A 15,005-nucleotide genomic window follows, 5' to 3' on the forward strand; every position below is an offset into this window, starting at 1 on the left:
TTATTAACGTCTTGTTTCATCGACAGATTGTTCTAAATCGCTTACTTCTTGCGTAATTGTATTTAATTCTTCTTGCACCGCTTCAGCTTCAAGAACAGGATCTTGAACGATTTCTGTCGTTTCAAGCTCTTCTGCTGCAGCCGTTTCTGCAAGCGGCTGTTCTTTAGCAGTGCGCAGAGATTTCACTTTGTTGACAACTTGCGAAGACTGTTCGGAGACTTTTTGTGAAAGGCGGGCCGTGCGCTGTTTGAGGTCTTGGCCTTTTGCATATACCGTTTCTTTCACTTGACCTGTTTTAGCAAGTGCTTGATTCGCTCCGTCTTGAATAGAAGCACGCAGCTCTTTTCCTGACTTTGGCGCTACTAGTAAAGCTGTTGTCACACCCACTACGCTGCCTACTAACGTGCCGACTAATAACTCTTTGCTTCCACCTTTTGTTTCTTTGCCCACTGTTTCTTTTACGTTTTCTTTTGTCATGACATTTCCTCCTTTTATAATATGTAATATGAAGGGTTTACCATTTTGTTGAATACTTCCTGCAAAACGCAAATGATTCGCTAAAAAAATGTGCAAGTGCCGTCGGACGCTCGTACAGGCTGGTGAAATTTGATTGTATATAGTATTCAACCATCTGACAGAAAAACCTTCTTTTCTGCTATAAAAACAGAAAAAAACTTATCTATAAAATCCGACACAAGAAAACGACAACATTCGTTCTTTGGTAGCATTTTCACTTAAAATTTTATATCATAGAGGGCAAGGAGAATACGTTCTCTTTTTTTAGATGCTGGAGGGATTGAAGAAATGGCTGAATCGAAGTACAGAACGATTTTAGAAGCAAAATCTGGTGAGTTAGAAACATTAAAAGACAAAGCAATCAAAGACAGCTGGCAGCCGATTTATCATATTCATCCACAGTACGGGCTGATGAATGATCCAAACGGATTGATTCAATTAAACGGTGAATATCACGTGTTTTATCAGTGGTATCCGTACGGTGCGATGCATGGAATGAAGCACTGGGCTCATGTGAAATCTACGGATTTAGTAACGTGGGAACGCCTTCCGGTTGCGTTAACGCCAACGGAAGAATATGAATCGCACGGCGCATACTCAGGCGGCGCGATTGAAAAAGATGGTCAAGGGCTGCTGTTTTATACGGGGAATGTAAAATACGAAGACGGCTCACGTTCAGCTAATCAATGTATCGCCATGCTAAACAGGGATGGAAGTGTGGAAAAATACACGCATAATCCAGCGGTACAAGGCGTTCCTGATGGGTATACAGGACATGTGCGTGATCCGAAAGTATGGAAAGAAAATGATACATATTATATGCTGCTAGGCGCTCAGCGTGAAAACGAAACGGGCGCGTTAATTGTGTATGAATCAAGCGATGCGCTTCAGTGGTCATTTAAAGGAGAAGTTAAAACATCGCTTCCTGACTTTGGCTATATGTGGGAGTGCCCGGATTACTTTAAACTGGACGGAAAAGATGTGTTTGTCTTTTCGCCGCAAGGAATCAAAGCGGATGGCCACGATTTTCATAATATTTATAATGTGATTTACGCGGTGGGAACATTTGATGTGGAAAGTTTAACGTTTGAAATGGAGTATTACCGTGAAATTGATAAAGGGTTTGACTTTTATGCACCGCAAACGTTCCAAGATGAAAGCGGACGTCGCTTGCTGTTTGCATGGATTGGAAACCCGGACGTGGACTATCCGTCAGACGAATATGGATGGGCTCATGCCTTAACGCTTCCTCGTGAGCTTTCGCTTGAAGGAAATGAACTTGTTCAAAAGCCTGTAGAAGAGTTACATAAGCTTCGAGATCAAGCGGTTCATTTTAGAGGAACGCTAAAAAATGAAGAAGTGATTATTGATGAAGCAACAAACAATGCATATGAAATCAATATGACGTTCCGCGAGATAGGGGCCAAACAGTTTGGTTTAGAGCTGTTTAATAGTAAAGAAGAAGAGCTTCGCCTCGTGTTTGATACAGAAAAGCAAGAAGTGCGACTTGACCGCTCTTCATTCCACCATCAATATGCAACGGAATACGGTGTGGTTCGCTCTGAAAAATGGACAGCGTCAAATGAAGTCGATGTTCGCGTATTTGTCGACAAAAGCATCGTCGAAATTTATATAAACGGCGGCACAATTGTCTTCACTTCCCGGGTATTCCCGAAAAAAGATTCCAAATCAGCTGTAAATGTATTTGCAGAAGGATCTGTGGACTACCGTATTGATTATTACGGCATGTCCCGCGGCATTTCGTAGTAAATGAGAAAAGCCAATGAATATCATTCATTGGCTTTTTGGTTTCTATAAAAATAAAATACAAATACATGAAGCAACTAAATGAGGAACAGCTGCAATAATAAAACGTTTCATCCATTCGGTATCCTCTCGCTGCCGGACCGGGGTAAAGTAAGGTCCTCTCGTTTCAAATCGAAATGCGTCCAGTAAGGTTACGAGTGCAATTGCCGTAAGTAATATGCCAAGAGGGCCTGAAATATAGTAAATATACTGCCAGTTGCCTGCTGTAATAGAAATGATAATCACAATAATTAAAGATATAATGCCAGATATTAATCCTGTTTTCAAACTCAAAATCTCCTTACATCCAGTTTTTGCTTATCTATTTTACCATAACCGAATGAAGGTTTGTATATACGGCTCGGGGCGGATATTTACTTCTTAATTGACCTTCTATGTAAGTATCTTCTCGTATAAAACGAGTTTCCTAACAAAAGCAGTGTTCCTAAAATCCACCCGGCTGCAGGGGAATAAGGAAAGATATTTTTTAAAGCCATCCCAAAAGAAATAGAGGCTGCTCCGAGTATAAATAAAAGCAGCGTGATTCCTTGACGTTTTTTCATATGTACCACCTCTCTTACTAATTTTACCATAAGGTATGAGTATAGTAGAATAAAATGTAAGATATCTTACAAAAAAGAAGTATATGGTAAAATTTAAGGGGCAGGAAGGGAAGAGGGATGCAATGATTAAAAAAGGATTTATAGCAGGTATCGTGACGGTCGGGATTGTTCTTGCTCTTGCTGCTTTTACAGAAAAGTGGAGCTATCTCTATTTTGTGTCAGGCACAATGGGAGCAGTACCACTGGTTTTAGCTTTGGCATACCTTATTGACAGTATCGTGCTAGGAAGTACAGGCACATTCTTTTCAGCCAAAAAGACGCGCAAGGTGAGCCGAGTTGAAGATGCAAAACGATTTGGAGCTATTGCAGTACCGAACATATTAGCTGCTTTGATTTATGTAGCCGCTGGTTGATAAATAGGAGTATATAAAAAAAGCTTGAGGTATAACCTCAAGCTTTTTTTTATGCGTCAATCTGAACGTTTCTTTCCCGTTTATCACGCAGAGGCATCAGCATATTCACAAATCCAACGCTTACGATGATGATTGCCGCCGTTAAAAAAGTCGTCTGAGCACCTGCAAGCTTTACGAGCATGCCTCCAAGAAGAGGAGCAGTAAGTAAAACGGCACTCGTTAAGGTGTTGATGAAGCCGTACACTTTTCCGAGGTGTTCCTTGTCGCTGTATGTTTGAACGATATAGTTAAACAGCAGTAAATTAAGCCCAACTCCGGCTCCTCCAATAGGTGCAGCAATCAAAATGAAATAGCGTGACATAACGGCTGGATTAAAGCAGCTAATGAAAAATAAAGCCCCTCCAAATAGGAGCAGTCCAAGTGATAAAAGTCTAAATGGATGGTGAACCTGTTTTTTTCTATTAAGATACACTCCTGTTGCTAGCGCCCCCAGTCCGATTCCAGAAAGCAGCCAGCCGAGCATTTCCGGATGGTTAGGCAGCACATCTCGTAGAAAGATGCTAATTTGAGCGTCAACAAGCATCACTACAAAATACGAAAGGTGAAACAAAATAACGGCGCGTAAAAGGAGTGAGTGCTGAAAAACGATTTTCCAGCCGTTTGAGTACGTTTCTTTCGCTTGATGGGAAGAACGAGCAGCTTGCCCTTGAATGTTTTTACCTGCTTTTTTAAGTGAAAACAGCACGCCAATAGAAATCATACAAGCTGCGGCATTAACTAAAATGCATGCTTTTGGCGTTGTAATCGTCAGCGCGGCGGCTCCGAGAAACGGCCCCACAACTTTGGTAATTTGAAACATAATGTTTTGTAAAGTAGAGGCCTGCAGCAGCTGATCTTCTTTGACCACTTCTCGAACGTAAGCCAGCTGTGCGGGGACTTTCATAACAGAACCCATAGAGCGCAGCGTCAGCACCCCAAGTGCCAAAAGCGGTTCATTTGTGAAAAATAACAGACATGTGAACAGAAGACGGACTAGTTCAGACAGTAACATCAGCTGTACTTTATCATAGCGGTCAGCTAAATTTCCTGCTGCTTGACTTAGCAGGATGCTAGGCAAAGCGTACGCGACAGGAATAAGCGTAATCCAGAGGGAATTTGCGTGCCACACGTATGTAAAAAGCGTCATCACCGCAAACATATCAAATAAATCTCCGAAGCTTGCCCCAGTGCTTGAAATAAATAATTTTTTATAAGAAGAATTAGCAAACAGCTTTTCTTTTTTCAATACCTTCATTCCTTTATGTGTTGTTCGTAAAAAATAATCGCATCTTCAATAAATTGAAGGACTTCGCTGTCAATAGGGTAGAGATTAAGTGAACTTGATGCCTCGGGAGATTTGCGAACATCCCAAAAGGCTTTTTCTAAAGCAATGTGAGGGCCAAATAGCTCACTCGATAAAAGCAGTATATCAGCTGCAACTAGCTGTCCATCTTCAGATTGAGGTGCACGCTGATGCTTTAAGCAAAGCTGAACTCGTTTTATGATGTTAATCCATTTATCCGCACTCGCATTCTCCATTTTAGGCAAATCATGCTGCAGAATCTCACTTTCTTCTATTGAAACCGAAAGCAGATCATTCCAGCTGCTCTTGGCATTAGTTTCATTGTCAACTAAAGGAAGGAGCTGCTTCCAGTTTAATTCACCTTCTATTTTTATACTGTTGCGAAGCGTGTGAGTATGTTCTAAAGCTTGTTGAATTTCCATCGCTTTTTGCTGAAGTTTTTGCTGATGAATGGCTAGAAGTTCATCGATACTCACTTTGTGAAGAATAAGTTCAATATCTCGCAAAGGAACGGCTAAGTTTTTTAACAAAGTAATTTTCTCTAGTGTGACTAAATCCGTTTCTGAGTAGGAGCGTTTTCCATTTTCTGATTTTGTCGATGGATGAAGCAAGCCAATTTGATCGTAGTAACGGAGTGTACGCACCGTGAGGCCTAATTTTTTAGCGGCTTGCCCAGTAGAAAAATAAATAATTTTTAACCCCTCCAAAAAAAATGCTTGCAGGTAACGTCACGTCACCTTTTACACTGAATATATGTAAAAGGGAGGCGAAGTAAATTGAAACAAAGAAATCAAGGATTATGGACAATAAAATCATTCGTAATTATGCTGGTCGTTACGTTTGTTGGGGTGCCTATCTTAATTGAAGGCATATTGCAGGGTGCTTTACATTCCCTGTTTAAAAATGATCTTTATGCTGGAACAGCTACTGGGTTTGTTATGGCAGCTGTGTTTTTATCAGCTCTGTATGGGCTGATGGTTCAGGCTGGTGATAGAAAAATTGGTTTTCAATCGTTTTCAAAACGGCACTGGCCGCGCATTCTTTTTTGGCTTTTTGTGCTGATTTTAGGAAGTGTGGCAATTGTTGTGCTAATGGAATGGTTTGGTATGCCGTATGAAAATAAAAAAACAGCCAGTTTACAGCAAGACCTGTCGCTGTTTTCATTTATACTTGCTTTTGTTTCAGCTGCTGTAATCTCGCCTTTTTATGAAGAGATTATCTACCGAGGATTTTTTTATACGTGGCTGAAACGTAAAGGAGGGATTGTCGTTGGATTAGTGGGAAGTTCGTTTATCTTTATGCTGGTGCATATTCCAACATACAATACCTTGCCCGTTAACTTTTTTTCAGGTCTCGTGGTCGCTTGGGTGTACGAAAAAACAAAGTCGCTGCTTTCAAGTATGATCATTCATGCTTGTTTTAATGGAATCGCCGTTATTTTAACAGCGGCAGCCTAATGGAGTTTCGATAAGGAGTAAGCTATGATTTATCTTACCATATTATGTCTACTGAAGAAGCGAATTGCAAAAAAATAAGTGGGAAATGAACCCGGAAACTGCTAGAAGCACTGCCTGTTCCTAGCCGTTTTTTGTATATGCATGCACGCTTAAGGCTTGTCTTAAAGTGGACGTTAAGGTGTATGATAAGAGAGAGTAGAGACAGCTATAAAAAGGAGAGGGTATCGATGCAATATCGAAAGCTTGGAACAACAGGTCTGGAAGTATCAAATTTATGTCTAGGTACTATGGCGTTTGGACGATGGATTGACGAAAAAGCGTCGGCAGCTATTTTACATAGCGCCATTGAAAACGGAATTAACTTCATTGACACAGCCAACTATTACGGAAAAGGGCAGGATGAAGAGTTTAGATATGGCACAGGGGAATCTGAAGAAATTATTGGGCGCGCGTTAAAAGGAAAACGAGATGATGTTGTGCTTGCAACAAAAGTCGGCATTGCCGTAGGAAAAGGCAAAAATGATAAAGGCCTTTCACGCACACATATTATGAGAGAAGTGGATAATCAGCTGCGACGACTGCAGACAGACTACATTGATCTTTATCAAGTTCATCTTTTTGATCACCATACACCTATGGAGGAAACGCTTCGCACGCTAGATGATTTAGTTCGCCAAGGCAAAGTTCGTTATATTGGCTGCTCCAATTATGCCGCGTGGCAAATCGCAAAGTCTCATCATATTAGTGACAAAATGAATCTTGAAAAATTCATTTCCGTTCAGCCTCAGTATAATCTTCTCTCTCGTGAAATTGAACAAGAGCTGCTGCCGTTTAGTCAATCTGAAGGTGTAGGCGTCATGGTATACAGTCCGTTAGCGCGCGGCATGCTTTCAGGCAAATATAAAACACCAAATGACGTGCCGCCAGAAAGTCGCGCTGCGCATGGTGAAAAGCTGCTGCGAAACTACTTTACAGACCAAAACTTTCAGCTGGTGGAGCAGTATCGCAAGTTAGCAGAAACAAATGAAGTAAGCTTGTCTCAGTTTGCTCTTTCATGGGTATTGAATCAGCCCGCTGTAACATCAAGCATTATCGGAGCTAGTAAATTGCACCACGTAACAGATGCGGTTGAAATCAGCGATTGGACATGGTCAGAAGAGTTGTTAAATACCGTGAATTCACTGTATTAATAAAAATCCGCAGGTGCACCTGCGGATTTTTGTGTTTAAATTTTAATTTCCTTTTGCGTTAATTTTGCTTCTAGTGAGTCGTACAAAGCGAGCTTATAGTTGATTTGTTCAAGGTATTTAAAAGTTTTGGCCATTTCTTCTTCCACCGCTTCTTTGTGCTGAAGCATCATGTTTTTTCGTTCTTTAATCGTGCTTTCGCCTTGTTTATAGAGCTCTACATAGCGCTTGATTTCTGCAAGCGGCATGCCCGTTGAGCGCAGAGCTAAGATAAAACGGATCCATTCAATATTCGTATCATTATAGAGGCGCTTTCCATTTTCATCACGCTCTACAAAAGGAAGGATTCCTTCTTTTTCATAGTAGCGTAAAGTCGGTGCGGAAAGCCCGGTTTTTTCATTCATTTCTTTCATGCTATAAGACAAGATTGTTCACTCCCACTTATGAATCGTAAAGCTTACTTTAAGGTATATGATAATCGATAGTTGAACGTTTTATCAAATTATTTTCCGTTTATTTTAAAAATATGGAACTTTTATACAGTTTGTCCGTAATAACATGTAGACAATAAGAAACTTACTGTAAAAAGTTAAGTAAAGGGGATAGAGTAATGAAAAAAGTAAAATGGATTAGTTTTATCCTGCTGCTGATTTCAAGCGGAGTCTTTTTTATCAATCATCAGTACGCCATTTTACTAGCGGCTTGGACCGTGTACGGAATGGCTTTATCAATCCTAGTTTATTTCTTTTCATATGATATGAGTGATTCAAACAAAGAGTAAAAAGCGTATACGCGTTTCTTATTGTCTTCAAAATAAGAGCAGAAAATGAAAGGGTGGAAGAAATGGGAGAACTTTTTTGGATAATTTTGTTCGGAGCGTGTATTTGGGTGCCACTAATTTGGAATAAAATTGCGATTGGCAAGCGCATCGCACACGAAGAAAAGAAAGCAGGACGTGATTTAACAGGGGAAATCAATCCGTTTACCGGAGGAAGAATGTAAATAGGCGTAAAAAAAAGCTGTGACAAAAGTATTTTCGTTGAAAGAAGATCTGAATAATGAATCGAGATTCTTAATGCAGAATCAACTTCGTTCGGTTTTTTTATTAGTATGGTGAACGTAGGTGTCATGTATATAGTAGTTTCTAGCTGGTGATTGGAGGACAAGGCGAAGACTCCTGCGGGAAAAGCGGAACAGGTGAGACCCCGCGGGAGCGCAAGCGACGAGGAGGCTCACCGGCTGCCCGCGGAAAGCGAAGCCTTGCACGAAAATCAACAGCGGTGTAACAAGCAGTCCAGCTTATTTATCCCATTTGTTCGTCTTTAGGTTGGAGTAATTTTGTTATGTCTAAGCCTCTTTATTAGTAAAGAAAACAATAGTTTAATTATGTTATTAATAGTATAATTAACCATATTTATTTTGAATAGAAAGGCTGATAAAAAGGTGTTAATATTCTTTTTAGCCGGCACTGTACTTGTGCTGGTTATGATTATTTTTTCGCGTACGCTGTGGGCGCCCAGCGGAATGATAGAACGTCTTAGCAAGAAAAAGTGGTTTCAAAACCATTGGCTAAGCGGAGGCTATTTGTTTGGCATTAATGCTTTATATTTTGGGACTACGATATGTTTACTCTTCCTTCCTATCTTTACTAATATCCCTTATTTGCATCTTGTTCTTATGTTTTTAGCGACAATTGTAAGTATTTTCACGTGGAGCGCCTTTAGTACAGCGTGGACAGGATCATTTAAAAACCGTCTTAAGATGGCTTTAACGGGAAGCAGCTTTTATTTAATATTGGCATTAATTATGGTGATCCAGTGGGTAAGCGTTAAGCCCCTGTATCCCAATGAAGATACGTTTATGCGAGCTTTAGGGTGGATGCTTGGCTTTTTCGTTTCAGCTGTCGCTTTTAGTGTATGTTTTATCTTCACGGCGTTTCTTGGAAAACGTTCAGCACGTGTGTAAGGATATCATCCGTTTTTTAGCGTTTTTTCTAGTTAACTACTATTCACGAAAGCAGGGGTAAACGTGATTCGAGAAATTTTAGCTTCTGATGCAGCCGCTTTTTTAGCATTAAATAAAGAGCTTGATCGAGAAACAGCATATATGCTGTACGAGGAAAATGAGCGTGCGATTACGCTCGAACAGCAGAAAAAAATGATTACAACTTTTTTAAAGATGCCGAACTCAACCATTTTAGTGGCGGAACAAGACGGACAGCTTGTCGGACATTTATCTGTGATTGGCGGAAGCGTTAATCGAAAAAAACACAGCGCATACTTAGCTGTTGGCGTACTGCGTTCCTATGGAAACCAGGGGATTGGTACTTCATTGTTTGAAGAAATGGAGAACTGGGCGGCGCGTATCGGCATCAAACGAGTAGAGCTAACCGTTATGACCCACAATGAAACGGCCATTTCGCTGTATAAAAAGATGGGTTTTAAAATAGAAGGGAAAAAAATATGTTCGCTCGTTGTAGATGGAAAATTAGTCGATGAATATTATATGGGGAAGGTTTTTTAAAAAACGTGCTTAAAGGGGAAATGAACGTGAAGTCGACGGTTGTTGAGTTAAATGAATGGATGATAAAGCTTCCTAAAAAGCTTGAAGTATTCTCTGAAGCAGCGGCGTCAAACCGTCTTGCTCCTAAGAAGTGGTCACCGAAAGAAATTGTGGGGCACTTATGTGACTCAGCCCTTCACAATTTGCAGCGGTTTGTCAACGTGCAGCATGAAAAAACACCTTTGGTCCTGACGCCTTACAAACAAGATGAATGGGTAGAACTGCAGCACTATCAAGATATGCCCATGGAAGAAATAGTTGCCCTATGGCGCAGTTTAAATAAGCAAATTGCTTCCGTTCTTTTGCATATACCAACAGAAAAGCATATGTATCAATTCGAATTAAAAGATGGAAAGTTCGTTTCGCTCCAGGGGTTGACTAAAGATTATATTGCTCATTTAAAGCATCATATTAAGCAAATTGACGCTCAAATGCCGCTAGGAGGCAAAGGGGATGAAAAAAGAACATAAAAAAGAAGAATCTCAGGTGAAAATAGATTTTAGAGCAGGCCGCGCCTATGGTGATCATGAATACATAGGAAGTTCGAAAAAAGGCGTGCTTCTTGCTTTGTTACCAGTTCTGATCATTGCCGGAGGTATACTGTTTCTGATGGTAAAATGACAAAAGCCGCATTACAGCGGCTTTTTTTCATAGAGGTGCTGAGTTTTGCTTTCTTCGGGATTGGTACGGCTTTCTAAAGTGGAAAAGCCTGCGTGTTCTGCGACTATTTGAGCAGCGGAAGGAAGCGTTTCGACTCTTTCCCAAGATTCTGGATTCCACAGCTTTGATCGCTTGAATGCTTTGCTGCAGTGGAGAAAGCATTCTTGTACTTCGACGCCGATAGCGAGCAGCGGAGTTTCGTTTTGAACCGCCATTGTTTCAAGCAGCGCTTTTTCTTTTACAATGCAAGCTTTGCCGTTAATTCGCAGTGTTTCTTCTATGCCTGGAATCAAAAAAAGCAGCCCTATTTGAGGATTAGATAAAATATTTTCCAATGAATCTACTTTTTGATTGCCGCGCCTCTCTGGAATCAATAGCCTTTTCTCATCGACAACTTGTACAAAACCAGGGTGATCGCCTCGCGGAGAACTGTCGCAAATTCCTTTATAATCAGCTGTAGCGATGATAACAAAAGGGGAATGTTTAATAAATTCCCGGCAGTGTCGATCTAAATAAGAAATTATTTTTTGATGCGCCAATTTGTTAGGCGCGCCGACTATATCGCGAAGCTCTTCCTTCGTTTTTACTTGTTCTTTAAAATGACTGTTTTCCATTGCTTTTTTTCACTCCTACTTTTTGCGTATACTGAAAATACCATTTTCATATGTGAAATACTATATTTTTATATTTAAAAAACAGAAAAATCAGTATATTAAAATGGAGTAGAAGTGCTATAACGCTAGCTTCGGTCTTTTTTAAAATTTTTGATTGCGTTATCAAATATGTCATTAACCGTCTTCATATGTTCGCTGACGAGATGATTCGAGTCTTTTTCTCGCTGGCGCATGTCTTTCAACAAATCATCCATATCATCTAGCAGACTTTGAAAATATTCATCTTTTTGTTCTTCTTTCATTGTGGAATCGTCCATTTCATCAAGCTTATCGAGCTTATCTTCAATTTTTTTGAAGTATTCATCTCTCAAGAATCTCACCTCATTTATAAAGTAGCTTTCTGCTTATTGTATGCAAAATGTTTGTTTGCATGAGTAAGAAGTAGAAAGTACATAAATAAAAGGAGAGCCTGAAAAGCTCATTTACTCCTTAGTAGGTTACTTTTTAGTTCCCATATTACTTTGAAGTGCGTACTTTTTTTTATTGTGTATATGCTTCATAATAAATTTTGTCAGGAGATAATATGACATTTAATGAATAGATCAGTCGTTGAGTTTACCTTCATACTGATCAATTTCTAAAATAGAATTATAAAAATTTCAGGAGGTTTTATGAATATGAGAGAGCTACTGCAAGGAAAACTAGGTTTTGGAACGGCACCTCTGGGCAATATGTATCGTAATATTCCAGAAGAAGAGGCTATAGCGACGGTCGATGCAGCTTGGGAAAGCGGCATCCGTTACTTTGATGCAGCTCCTCTTTACGGAGCTGGCTTAGCTGAGATGCGCCTTGGTGAAGCCCTGTCAAAAAGAAATCGCGATGAGTATGTGCTAAGTACGAAAGTAGGTCGCGTTATTTCAGATGAACTAGAAGATACATCTTCACGTGATATGGGAGAAAAAGGCGGGCTTTTTGAATTTGGCCGTAAAAATAAAATTATCAATGACTACAGCGCAGATGCCACTCTTCGTTCGATCGAGCAAAGCTTAAATCGTTTAAAAACAGATCGCTTAGACTTTGTGTATATTCATGATGTTGCGCAAGATTTTTATGGAGATGAGTGGGTAGGACAATTTGAGTCTGCTCGAACGGGCGCATTTCGTGTGCTTACACGTTTACGTGAAGAAGGAGTTATTAAAGGATGGGGACTTGGAGTAAACCGAGTAGAACCAATTGAAATCATGCTGGAGCTTGAAGAAGCAAAGCCGGATGTCTCGTTGCTAGCGGGCCGTTACACGTTATTAGATCATGAGCGTGCGCTGCAGCGAGTAATGCCCGAAGCCGTAAAGCATAATATGGACATTGTTGTCGGCGGACCATACAGCTCAGGCGTTCTTGCTGGAGGTACGCACTTTGAATATCAAAAAGCATCTTCAGACATTATGGAAAAAGTAGAAAAAATCAAAGCTATTGCAGATCGTCATCAGATCAGCATTAAGGCTGCTGCTGTACAGTTCTCACTGGCTAATCCAGCGGTTGCTGCTGTTATTCCTGGCGCCAGTCGTCCAGAGCGTATTGCTGAAGACAAAGCGGCATTAAATACAGTAATTCCGGCAGCCTTCTGGGAAGAAATGCGTGAACAGCAGCTTGTAGCTTCTTATGCTCCGCTGCCAATCAATGTTAAATGAAGAAGTAGTTAAAAACTATATCAGTGTAAACGCTAAGTAAATCTTTATTTGAAGTTTTGACGTATTGCGCTATAATTAATTGTAAAGAAGCTTATTGATAGAAATTCATTATATATGTTTTTTTATCTTTGGTGACTTGACTATATGTAGATATATGAAGGGCTGGATAACAAGTATTGAAAAATGCTGAGTCGTTAACCCATCATAAAGAAATTTGTACAGCTATGCACAAATCTCTTTATGATGGGTTTTTTTGTGGAGGAGTGGATATGTTGGAGATAACTAATAAAGCAGCAAGCTCTAAAACAGGCTAATAGTTTTTGAGCGTTTTGCTAACATGAATAGAATCAATGTAAGGAAGTTAGATAAAAGGAAGGGATACAAAGGTGTTGGAACTATTTTTACGTAAAAAAAGGCAGTATCTAATTACAACATATCAATTTATTTTAAACGTCTCGCTGATTGTCCTAGGGTTTATACTCGTTTATTTTTTATTGAGAGAGCTTTTTTATATTATGAATGATGCCTTAACAGGAAATAATAACGTTCATAAAATCCTTGGAAAAGTATTGGTTTTCTTTTTATATTTTGCTTTTGTTTCGATGATTATGACGTACTTTAAGGAAAGCTGCCATTTTCCGTTGAGTTATCTTTTATACATTGGAATTACTGCTACAATACGATTTATTATTGTGAATAACAATTATCAAATTGGAAGTTTATTTTTATCGCTAGGAATTATTGCTTTAACGATTAGTTACTTAATGTTAACGAAAAAAAGATTAGAAGATAATGAAAGGAGAATTTGAATATGAGTAGAAATAAGGAGCATGAATTTAGTAATTTAGTGCGCGAAATCCGTAAGGAGCAGGTTGGAAATGGACCGAGAGAAATTACTACTCGCTTTGTAGATGCGTGGGCTGTTAGTGAAATGAAAGGCAATCTTACGAATGTAGAAAAATTTATGATAACTTCTCCTGAAGGCAAAAGAATGGTTCATGAGGCACGTACAGAGCTAGTGAAAAAAATTTATGATTGTTCCGAGATACGAGATAAGTTTGAAAAACTTGTTCATGCAAAAATTGTAAGAGTTTTTTCAGACATTAATATTGAAGAAGATGTTGCGATGACTACTTTTGTTTTTGATAGAAAGTTGGACGATTAACTAAAATAGTTTTTTGAAAGAAAGAGGGATTTAGTGACGCCAAACAACAGAGACATAGCGTATGTTGCTGTTGTGAAGAGTAAGTGTAAAAGAGCATCAAAGCCTTTGTTTCCTTAACAAAGGCTTTGATGCTCTTTTCATCTAGGCGCTTATCTATTCTTCACACCGCTCATTAGTAAAAACAAAGGAATACGCATTCGACGCTCGTAAGTTTCAGCGCTGTCGAAATGTTCTTTTTGAGGACATGCTTCTTTTAAATTTGTAACGGTGAATCCGCTTTGCTGCATCAAAGAAAAGTACTCTTCAAGCGTGCGATGATACTTTTGAACGTATCCGCCCATCCAGTGCTGCTGACGGAATCCCATTGAGAAGTAGTTATCCACGGTCCAGTTTGTGCGCAGAGCAGAAGGCTGCAAAGTGGAAGTAATGACTGGGTGTTCAACGGAAAAAACAAATCTTCCTTCAGGTTTGAGTGCTTGATTCACTTTAATGAAAATGGAAGCTAAGTCTTCGATATAGTGAAGAGACAGTCTTGCGGTAACTAAATCGTATTTGTCACGGGCTGGAGTATAGTGCTCCATCGATTCATGGATTACTCCTGCATTTGGATAGGTTGAAAGCTGTTGCTGAGCTGCTTTTATCATATTGATAGAGCCGTCTACTCCGGTATAAGAGAAACATCCCTGTTCAAGAAGCTCCGCGCCAAATCCAGCGTTTCCGCACCCTAAGTCTAAAACGTTTGCATTTGCAACATCACCTAGAAGCTGCAGAATGGCCGGTTTTTCAATCGTATCGTTGGCATTTTCTTTTTGCTGCCGGCGTTTTGTATAGGCCAAAAACGTCTCGTCATTATCGTAAAATTCAGTTCCTGTTGAGATCTTCAACTAAATCAGCCTCCTCTATGCAAATTACCTCATTATACACATATATTGAAATTATTTACAAATATTTTGATAGATATGGAAATGATTTTTTATTTTGGAAGTAGTGCTATTATGTGGAGTAACCGGCTTGTACACGTTTACGGAAGAT

General features: G+C 39.6%; 23 protein-coding genes. 14 read left to right on the forward strand and 9 right to left on the reverse strand.

Going from position 1 to position 15,005, the window contains the following annotated elements; all coding sequences use genetic code 11:
• Positions 1–3: 3 nt before the first annotated feature.
• Positions 4–477 carry a YtxH domain-containing protein gene (locus POF52_RS05195; RefSeq protein WP_013058548.1) on the reverse strand — a complete coding sequence of 158 codons (474 nt, stop codon included), beginning with the start codon at positions 475–477 and terminating at the stop codon, positions 4–6.
• Between the two features lie 327 nt (positions 478–804).
• On the opposite strand from POF52_RS05195, the gene POF52_RS05200 reads away from it, so the two are divergent.
• Complete coding sequence (locus POF52_RS05200) at positions 805–2,283, forward strand: glycoside hydrolase family 32 protein (protein WP_271990390.1); 1,479 nt, start codon at positions 805–807, stop codon at positions 2,281–2,283.
• Between the two features lie 45 nt (positions 2,284–2,328).
• On the opposite strand, the gene POF52_RS05205 is transcribed toward POF52_RS05200, so the two are convergent.
• Positions 2,329–2,610, reverse strand: coding sequence for a hypothetical protein (locus POF52_RS05205; protein ID WP_013058546.1), 282 nt, complete (start codon positions 2,608–2,610; stop codon positions 2,329–2,331).
• A gap of 86 nt (positions 2,611–2,696) precedes the next feature.
• On the reverse strand, positions 2,697–2,885 hold the full coding sequence (locus POF52_RS05210) for a hypothetical protein (RefSeq protein WP_013058545.1): 189 nt from the start codon (positions 2,883–2,885) through the stop codon (positions 2,697–2,699).
• Positions 2,886–3,007: 122 nt separating this feature from the next.
• Between POF52_RS05210 and POF52_RS05215 the strand changes: the two genes are divergently transcribed.
• Positions 3,008–3,298: a hypothetical protein gene (locus tag POF52_RS05215; RefSeq protein WP_271990395.1), complete on the forward strand. Its 291-nt coding sequence runs from the start codon at positions 3,008–3,010 to the stop codon at positions 3,296–3,298.
• 49 nt (positions 3,299–3,347) lie between these two features.
• On the opposite strand, the gene POF52_RS05220 is transcribed toward POF52_RS05215, so the two are convergent.
• Both POF52_RS05220 and POF52_RS05225 read right to left on the reverse strand, forming a co-directional pair.
• Positions 3,348–4,592 carry an MFS transporter gene (locus POF52_RS05220; RefSeq protein ID WP_271990398.1) on the reverse strand — a complete coding sequence of 415 codons (1,245 nt, stop codon included), beginning with the start codon at positions 4,590–4,592 and terminating at the stop codon, positions 3,348–3,350.
• On the reverse strand, positions 4,589–5,347 hold the full coding sequence (locus tag POF52_RS05225) for a MerR family transcriptional regulator (protein WP_271990401.1): 759 nt from the start codon (positions 5,345–5,347) through the stop codon (positions 4,589–4,591). Before POF52_RS05225 ends, POF52_RS05220 begins: the two co-directional genes overlap by 4 nt.
• Before the next feature lie 69 nt (positions 5,348–5,416).
• Here POF52_RS05225 and POF52_RS05230 point away from each other — a divergent pair, with 69 nt between their 5' ends.
• Both POF52_RS05230 and POF52_RS05235 read left to right on the forward strand, forming a co-directional pair.
• Positions 5,417–6,097 (forward strand): CPBP family intramembrane glutamic endopeptidase, encoded by a 681-nt coding sequence (locus tag POF52_RS05230; protein WP_271990405.1) that lies wholly within the window; start codon positions 5,417–5,419, stop codon positions 6,095–6,097.
• Between the two features lie 227 nt (positions 6,098–6,324).
• Positions 6,325–7,287 (forward strand): aldo/keto reductase, encoded by a 963-nt coding sequence (locus tag POF52_RS05235; RefSeq protein WP_271990408.1) that lies wholly within the window; start codon positions 6,325–6,327, stop codon positions 7,285–7,287.
• A gap of 35 nt (positions 7,288–7,322) precedes the next feature.
• Here the strand turns inward: POF52_RS05235 and POF52_RS05240 are convergent, their stop codons facing one another.
• Positions 7,323–7,709, reverse strand: a complete 387-nt coding sequence (locus tag POF52_RS05240; RefSeq protein ID WP_013084526.1) for a MerR family transcriptional regulator — start codon at positions 7,707–7,709, stop codon at positions 7,323–7,325.
• Between the two features lie 185 nt (positions 7,710–7,894).
• Here POF52_RS05240 and POF52_RS05245 point away from each other — a divergent pair, with 185 nt between their 5' ends.
• From POF52_RS05245 to POF52_RS05275, 7 genes are all read left to right on the forward strand, one after another.
• Positions 7,895–8,065, forward strand: a complete 171-nt coding sequence (locus tag POF52_RS05245; protein ID WP_162871439.1) for a hypothetical protein — start codon at positions 7,895–7,897, stop codon at positions 8,063–8,065.
• A 62-nt stretch (positions 8,066–8,127) separates the two neighbouring features.
• Complete coding sequence (locus POF52_RS05250; protein ID WP_162013567.1) at positions 8,128–8,286, forward strand: hypothetical protein; 159 nt, start codon at positions 8,128–8,130, stop codon at positions 8,284–8,286.
• A 149-nt stretch (positions 8,287–8,435) separates the two neighbouring features.
• A complete protein-coding gene (locus tag POF52_RS05255) occupies positions 8,436–8,570 on the forward strand; it encodes a hypothetical protein (RefSeq protein WP_016765157.1) in 135 nt (44 codons plus the stop codon).
• 157 nt (positions 8,571–8,727) lie between these two features.
• Positions 8,728–9,249, forward strand: coding sequence for a hypothetical protein (locus POF52_RS05260; protein ID WP_271990419.1), 522 nt, complete (start codon positions 8,728–8,730; stop codon positions 9,247–9,249).
• Positions 9,250–9,312: 63 nt separating this feature from the next.
• On the forward strand, positions 9,313–9,807 hold the full coding sequence (locus POF52_RS05265; protein WP_013084522.1) for a GNAT family N-acetyltransferase: 495 nt from the start codon (positions 9,313–9,315) through the stop codon (positions 9,805–9,807).
• Positions 9,808–9,827: 20 nt separating this feature from the next.
• Entirely contained in the window at positions 9,828–10,316 is a 489-nt protein-coding gene (locus POF52_RS05270; protein WP_271990422.1) for a DinB family protein, read from the forward strand.
• Positions 10,300–10,467 (forward strand): hypothetical protein, encoded by a 168-nt coding sequence (locus tag POF52_RS05275; protein WP_176583221.1) that lies wholly within the window; start codon positions 10,300–10,302, stop codon positions 10,465–10,467. Before POF52_RS05270 ends, POF52_RS05275 begins: the two co-directional genes overlap by 17 nt.
• Positions 10,468–10,478: 11 nt before the next feature.
• Here POF52_RS05275 and POF52_RS05280 read toward each other — a convergent pair whose 3' ends face one another.
• Positions 10,479–11,120, reverse strand: a complete 642-nt coding sequence (locus POF52_RS05280; RefSeq protein WP_271990426.1) for a pyridoxamine 5'-phosphate oxidase family protein — start codon at positions 11,118–11,120, stop codon at positions 10,479–10,481.
• Between the two features lie 125 nt (positions 11,121–11,245).
• Complete coding sequence (locus POF52_RS05285; protein WP_013084518.1) at positions 11,246–11,491, reverse strand: hypothetical protein; 246 nt, start codon at positions 11,489–11,491, stop codon at positions 11,246–11,248.
• A 306-nt stretch (positions 11,492–11,797) separates the two neighbouring features.
• On the opposite strand from POF52_RS05285, the gene POF52_RS05290 reads away from it, so the two are divergent.
• The 3 genes from POF52_RS05290 to POF52_RS05300 all read left to right on the forward strand — a co-directional run bounded on the left by POF52_RS05290 (position 11,798) and on the right by POF52_RS05300 (position 13,973).
• Positions 11,798–12,808, forward strand: a complete 1,011-nt coding sequence (locus tag POF52_RS05290) for an aldo/keto reductase (protein WP_271990430.1) — start codon at positions 11,798–11,800, stop codon at positions 12,806–12,808.
• A gap of 386 nt (positions 12,809–13,194) precedes the next feature.
• On the forward strand, positions 13,195–13,617 hold the full coding sequence (locus POF52_RS05295) for a phosphate-starvation-inducible protein PsiE (RefSeq protein WP_013084516.1): 423 nt from the start codon (positions 13,195–13,197) through the stop codon (positions 13,615–13,617).
• A 2-nt stretch (positions 13,618–13,619) separates the two neighbouring features.
• Positions 13,620–13,973 (forward strand): DUF2294 domain-containing protein, encoded by a 354-nt coding sequence (locus tag POF52_RS05300; RefSeq protein WP_047930640.1) that lies wholly within the window; start codon positions 13,620–13,622, stop codon positions 13,971–13,973.
• A 149-nt stretch (positions 13,974–14,122) separates the two neighbouring features.
• Here POF52_RS05300 and POF52_RS05305 read toward each other — a convergent pair whose 3' ends face one another.
• The gene (locus POF52_RS05305) at positions 14,123–14,857 is read right to left on the reverse strand and encodes a class I SAM-dependent DNA methyltransferase (RefSeq protein ID WP_271990436.1); all 735 of its coding nucleotides are present in this window, start codon (positions 14,855–14,857) and stop codon (positions 14,123–14,125) included.
• Between the last annotated feature and the right edge of the window lie 148 nt (positions 14,858–15,005).

This window comes from Priestia sp. AB (assembly GCF_028369225.1).
GTDB lineage: Bacteria > Bacillota > Bacilli > Bacillales > Bacillaceae_H > Priestia > Priestia megaterium.

What these genes read in the sequence shown, in the direction of transcription:
- POF52_RS05235 (WP_271990408.1), top strand. Translation starts at nt 6,325, where the DNA reads ATGCAATATCGAAAGCTTGGAACAACAGGTCTGGAAGTATCAAATTTA.
- POF52_RS05215 (WP_271990395.1), top strand. Translation starts at nt 3,008, where the DNA reads ATGATTAAAAAAGGATTTATAGCAGGTATCGTGACGGTCGGGATTGTT.
- POF52_RS05220 (WP_271990398.1), bottom strand. Translation starts at nt 4,592, where the DNA reads ATGAAGGTATTGAAAAAAGAAAAGCTGTTTGCTAATTCTTCTTATAAA.
- POF52_RS05275 (WP_176583221.1), top strand. Translation starts at nt 10,300, where the DNA reads ATGAAAAAAGAACATAAAAAAGAAGAATCTCAGGTGAAAATAGATTTT.
- POF52_RS05195 (WP_013058548.1), bottom strand. Translation starts at nt 477, where the DNA reads ATGACAAAAGAAAACGTAAAAGAAACAGTGGGCAAAGAAACAAAAGGT.
- POF52_RS05210 (WP_013058545.1), bottom strand. Translation starts at nt 2,885, where the DNA reads ATGAAAAAACGTCAAGGAATCACGCTGCTTTTATTTATACTCGGAGCA.
- POF52_RS05290 (WP_271990430.1), top strand. Translation starts at nt 11,798, where the DNA reads ATGAGAGAGCTACTGCAAGGAAAACTAGGTTTTGGAACGGCACCTCTG.
- POF52_RS05250 (WP_162013567.1), top strand. Translation starts at nt 8,128, where the DNA reads ATGGGAGAACTTTTTTGGATAATTTTGTTCGGAGCGTGTATTTGGGTG.
- POF52_RS05280 (WP_271990426.1), bottom strand. Translation starts at nt 11,120, where the DNA reads ATGGAAAACAGTCATTTTAAAGAACAAGTAAAAACGAAGGAAGAGCTT.
- POF52_RS05300 (WP_047930640.1), top strand. Translation starts at nt 13,620, where the DNA reads ATGAGTAGAAATAAGGAGCATGAATTTAGTAATTTAGTGCGCGAAATC.
- POF52_RS05245 (WP_162871439.1), top strand. Translation starts at nt 7,895, where the DNA reads ATGAAAAAAGTAAAATGGATTAGTTTTATCCTGCTGCTGATTTCAAGC.
- POF52_RS05270 (WP_271990422.1), top strand. Translation starts at nt 9,828, where the DNA reads ATGAACGTGAAGTCGACGGTTGTTGAGTTAAATGAATGGATGATAAAG.
- POF52_RS05200 (WP_271990390.1), top strand. Translation starts at nt 805, where the DNA reads ATGGCTGAATCGAAGTACAGAACGATTTTAGAAGCAAAATCTGGTGAG.